This is a genomic window from Mesorhizobium sp. M0778 (assembly GCF_040320105.1).
Classification (GTDB): Bacteria; Pseudomonadota; Alphaproteobacteria; order Rhizobiales; family Rhizobiaceae; genus Mesorhizobium.
Window position 1 is genome coordinate 1 of sequence record NZ_JAMYPA010000049.1, and the last position, 3829, is coordinate 3829.

At 60.6% G+C, this 3829-nt stretch carries 3 protein-coding genes; all 3 read left to right on the top strand.

What is annotated here, in order from left to right; all coding sequences use genetic code 11:
* Nucleotides 1-147 precede the first annotated feature (147 nt).
* Genes NKI22_RS31285 through NKI22_RS31295 form a run of 3 tightly spaced genes read left to right on the top strand, consistent with a single transcriptional unit; the run spans nt 148 to nt 3742 of the window.
* Nucleotides 148-1380: a site-specific integrase gene (locus NKI22_RS31285; protein ID WP_352959678.1), complete on the top strand. Its 1233-nt coding sequence runs from the start codon at nt 148-150 to the stop codon at nt 1378-1380.
* Nucleotides 1377-2741 carry a tyrosine-type recombinase/integrase gene (locus tag NKI22_RS31290; protein ID WP_352959680.1) on the top strand — a complete coding sequence of 455 codons (1365 nt, stop codon included), beginning with the start codon at nt 1377-1379 and terminating at the stop codon, nt 2739-2741. The genes NKI22_RS31285 and NKI22_RS31290 overlap by 4 nt, the downstream gene beginning before the upstream one ends.
* Nucleotides 2742-2767: 26 nt before the next feature.
* Nucleotides 2768-3742, top strand: a complete 975-nt coding sequence (locus NKI22_RS31295; protein WP_352959682.1) for a site-specific integrase — start codon at nt 2768-2770, stop codon at nt 3740-3742.
* Nucleotides 3743-3829: the final 87 nt, after the last annotated feature.

Below are 3829 nucleotides of genomic sequence, written 5' to 3' on the forward strand. Positions count from 1 at the left end.
CTTTAGTTATCCGCAGCAGCCCATAATGTGAAGGAACGCGGCTGCACTGCTTGAAATCCGCGGGATCCAGCTTTCGCGGATGGGATTTGCTCAGCATTATTTTCGGTCGAACCTTTGCTGTCGTTTTGACCAGCAAAGGAACCAATAATGTTGAATGCCGATTACGAACCCATCTCAGAGCTCAGGATTTTACTGACCGAGCAACGATACAGCCCTGTGGTGATCGGGAACTACTGCGCCTACGCGCGTGGGTTTCTCGACTACCTTGCCTTGCGGAACATCCCGATCATGGAGGTGACCGAGGCGCAGGTAGCTCAGTACCTGCAATACGCGATTGGGAGCTTCGGCAAACGCCATGGTCGACCGCCGGCGCGGGATTGGCACTCCATTCCGCGCTCTGGAATCCATGCGTTGCTGCGGCTCGCACAGGGGCGGTGGCCATCCGCGCCGAAAGCGACCTGCGCTGCCGACGCACTGCGCTTTGCGATCTGTGAGGAATACGAGACCTGGCTGCGCGAGGAACGAGGGCTTGCTGCGGCCAGCATCGACGCGTTGATGTGGGAAGGCCGGAACTTCCTGGCTTGGCAGCTCGATAGGCACGGTCCCGACAGTCTGATGACGATGACCGTGAGCGACATCGACTGTTACATGGATACGCGCAGCCCTCACCAGACGCGCAGGTCTGTGAAGGATGTGGCCGAGCGCCTCCGCTCGATGCTGCGCTATCTCCATCGGACTGGGCGGGTCGCCATCGACTTATCGCCGCACGTCATCTCCCCTTTGCTCTATGCCTATGAAGGCGTGCCATCGATCCTTGCGCCGGATCAGGTCGCCGTGGTTTTGCAGACCTCTGGGGAGGATAAAACGCCTGCGGGGTTGCGGGACCACGCCATCCTGCAATTGCTCGCGACCTATGGCCTTAGGTCCGGCGAAATCTGCAACCTTCGGGTCGAGGATATCGACTGGCGGGCGGAATCGATCCGCATCAGGCACACCAAGACTCGGGCCACCTCATATCTACCATTGATGGCGCCGGTGGGCGAAGCGGTGCTCGCTTATCTTCAGGTGGGGCGGCCTGTGACCGATGCCCGCGAGATCTTCGTCCGCACACGTGCGCCATATCGCAAGCTTGGCGTGCTGGCCGACATGGTGCGGCGGCGACTTACAGCCGCCGGTGTGACGCCGGCTGGCAAGAACGGCTCCCATATCTTCCGCCATGCTCGTGCCGTAGAAATGCTGCGCGCCGCTGTGCCCCGGAAGGTGATTGGCGATCTACTCGGGCATCGCTCTGCCGAATCCACAGCCCCCTATTTGAAGCTTGCCACCGAAGATCTTCGCGCCATCGCACTCGACGTGCCGGGACAGGAGGTGCGGTCATGACGACGTGGCCCGACCCTGAGCGCCAATTGATCGCGCGGTACATTGCAGGCCTCAACCTGCGCACCACAAACAGCCCAATCTACTACAGGCAGGCGCTCAATATCTTCCAGGATGTCGCCGAACGCCATGCCAAACTCGACAAGGACATGCTGGTGGCATGGCTACATGTATCGCCGGGACGGTGGGCCTCGACAACACGGCTGCACCGCACCCGGATTATCGACCGGTTCCTCGATCACCTTGAGGAAACCGGAGCAATCGAACGCAATCCCGTCGCCGCGCTGCGTGAAGCTTGCAATATCAAACAGTGCATGCCGGTATGGCGGGCGCTCGCCTCGCGCGATCCGGACAGCGCTCTTGCTAAGCTATCCCAGCCCAAGCGGTTCGGCAGCGTGCTGGGAGAAATGATGGCCGAGCACGTCACGCTGATGCGCAATCGAGGTTACAAATACATTGCGCAAACGGTCTGGCTCTCGCGGTTCGACCGCTTCCTGCAGCTAAACCCGGCGCTTCAGGATCAGCCGCTCGGGGTAATGCTCGAGCACTGGTCCGTGGCGAAAACCACGCGTAATCATCCGAACGAGTGCGAAAAGCTGAAGCGCGTCCTTGCGAAAATCCTCCGCCACCAGGATCCATCAATCCCGCCCCGCCGACCTGATCCACGCCCGGAAAAGGAAGTGGCCAGGCAATGGCGCAAACCGCATATTTACACACTGGCCGACGTACGGCGTATGCTCGACATCGCCCGTTCATATCCTTCACCACGGGCGCCGCTTCGGCCATTCAGCATCTACACCATGCTGCTGCTCGCCTATTGTGCGGGGCTGCGGCGAAGTGAACTGGCCCGCCTCGATCTGGGGGACGTTGACTTCCAAGACGGTACGATCACGATCCGACAGACCAAGTTCTACAAGACCAGGATACTGCCGCTTCCCGACAGCGTGATGGTTGAGCTTCGATCATATATCGAAGCGCGCCGCTGCGCCGGCGGGTCCCTTGATCCGCGCTCCGGCCTGTTCTGGCACGAACAGCGTTGTGACCGCTACTCAAAGCAGGCTGTCGCCTGGCTGCTCGTTGACGTCATACGCCGTGCCGGGCTGAAACCGCCTCGGGGGCGAACAGGACCTCGCCTGCACGACCTGCGGCATTCGATGGTCGTGAACCGGATCCTCGAATGGTACGAGGCAGGCATCAACCCACAGGATCGTCTGCCGTTCCTCGCAACCTATCTTGGCCATCGGGACATCAACTCGACCCTGGTCTACATCACCGTCACGCAGGACCTTCTTCACCACGCCAATGAGCGGTTCCGCGTGCTGGGCGCGCCATGCCTCAACATCGGGCCGGAGGTGCGGCCATGACCAGGAACAATCGGTTCCCACACCTGATGCGCGCGTTCTTCTACGAATGGCTGGTCGAGCAGCGCAATGCCTCCATCCATACGGTGCGGTCGTATCGCGATGCCTGGCGGCTGTTCCTCCGGTTCACCGCACAGCGCGCAGGGAAGAAGGTGGCGATGATCACATTGGTCGATCTGACCGCCGGAGAGGTCATTGCGTTCCTCGGTCACGCCGAACACGAACGCGGCGGCACGATCGGCACGCGCAACTGCCGACTTGCAGCGATACGCAGCTTCTTCAACTTCGTTGCGACCAAGGATCCCGGATTGATCGCGCAATGCGTCGAAATCCTCAACATTCCAGTCAAGCGCGGACCAGTATCAGAGCCCTGCTATCTGGACCCGGCGGAAGTGACGGCGATCCTGGCTCAGCCTGATCGTTCGACCCTCGAAGGTATGCGCGATCACGCCCTGCTCTCGTTCCTTTACAACAGCGGCGCGCGAATACAGGAAGCGCTCGATCTATGCCCCGATGCGATCCGGTTCGAAAGCCCAAGCTGCGTGCGCCTGACCGGTAAGGGTCGAAAAGAACGTACCTGCCCGCTCTGGCCAGAAACCGTGATGTTGTTGAAGAACCTGCTCGAACGGCAACCGCGGGCGTCAGACCAGCGGTTGTTCGTCAACCGTTATGGCGAACCGCTCAGCGCGTCGGGGGTCCGGTTCAAGCTTGCCGCCTATGTGAAGACGGCGACCCAGACCACGCCAACGCTCCGCGCCAAGCATGTTACACCTCACGCCTTCCGGCACGCAACCGCCGTCCACCTCATATCGGCGGGCGTCGACGTCACGGTTATCCGTAGCTGGCTCGGTCACGTGAGCCTCGATACGACGAACCACTATGCCAGGGCCAACCTCGAAACAAAGCGCAAGGCATTGGAGCAGGTCGGTGTTCCGGAAACACCCGGCCGTCAGCCCTCGTGGAAACGCGATACGAGCGTTCTCGCCTGGCTCGACACGCTCTGAAATAATGCGGAGGAATGTGGCCAGAAACCCCGGGCTTCAGCCAATCTGGTCACGTTCCTTCGCATTATGGGCTGCTGCGGATAACTG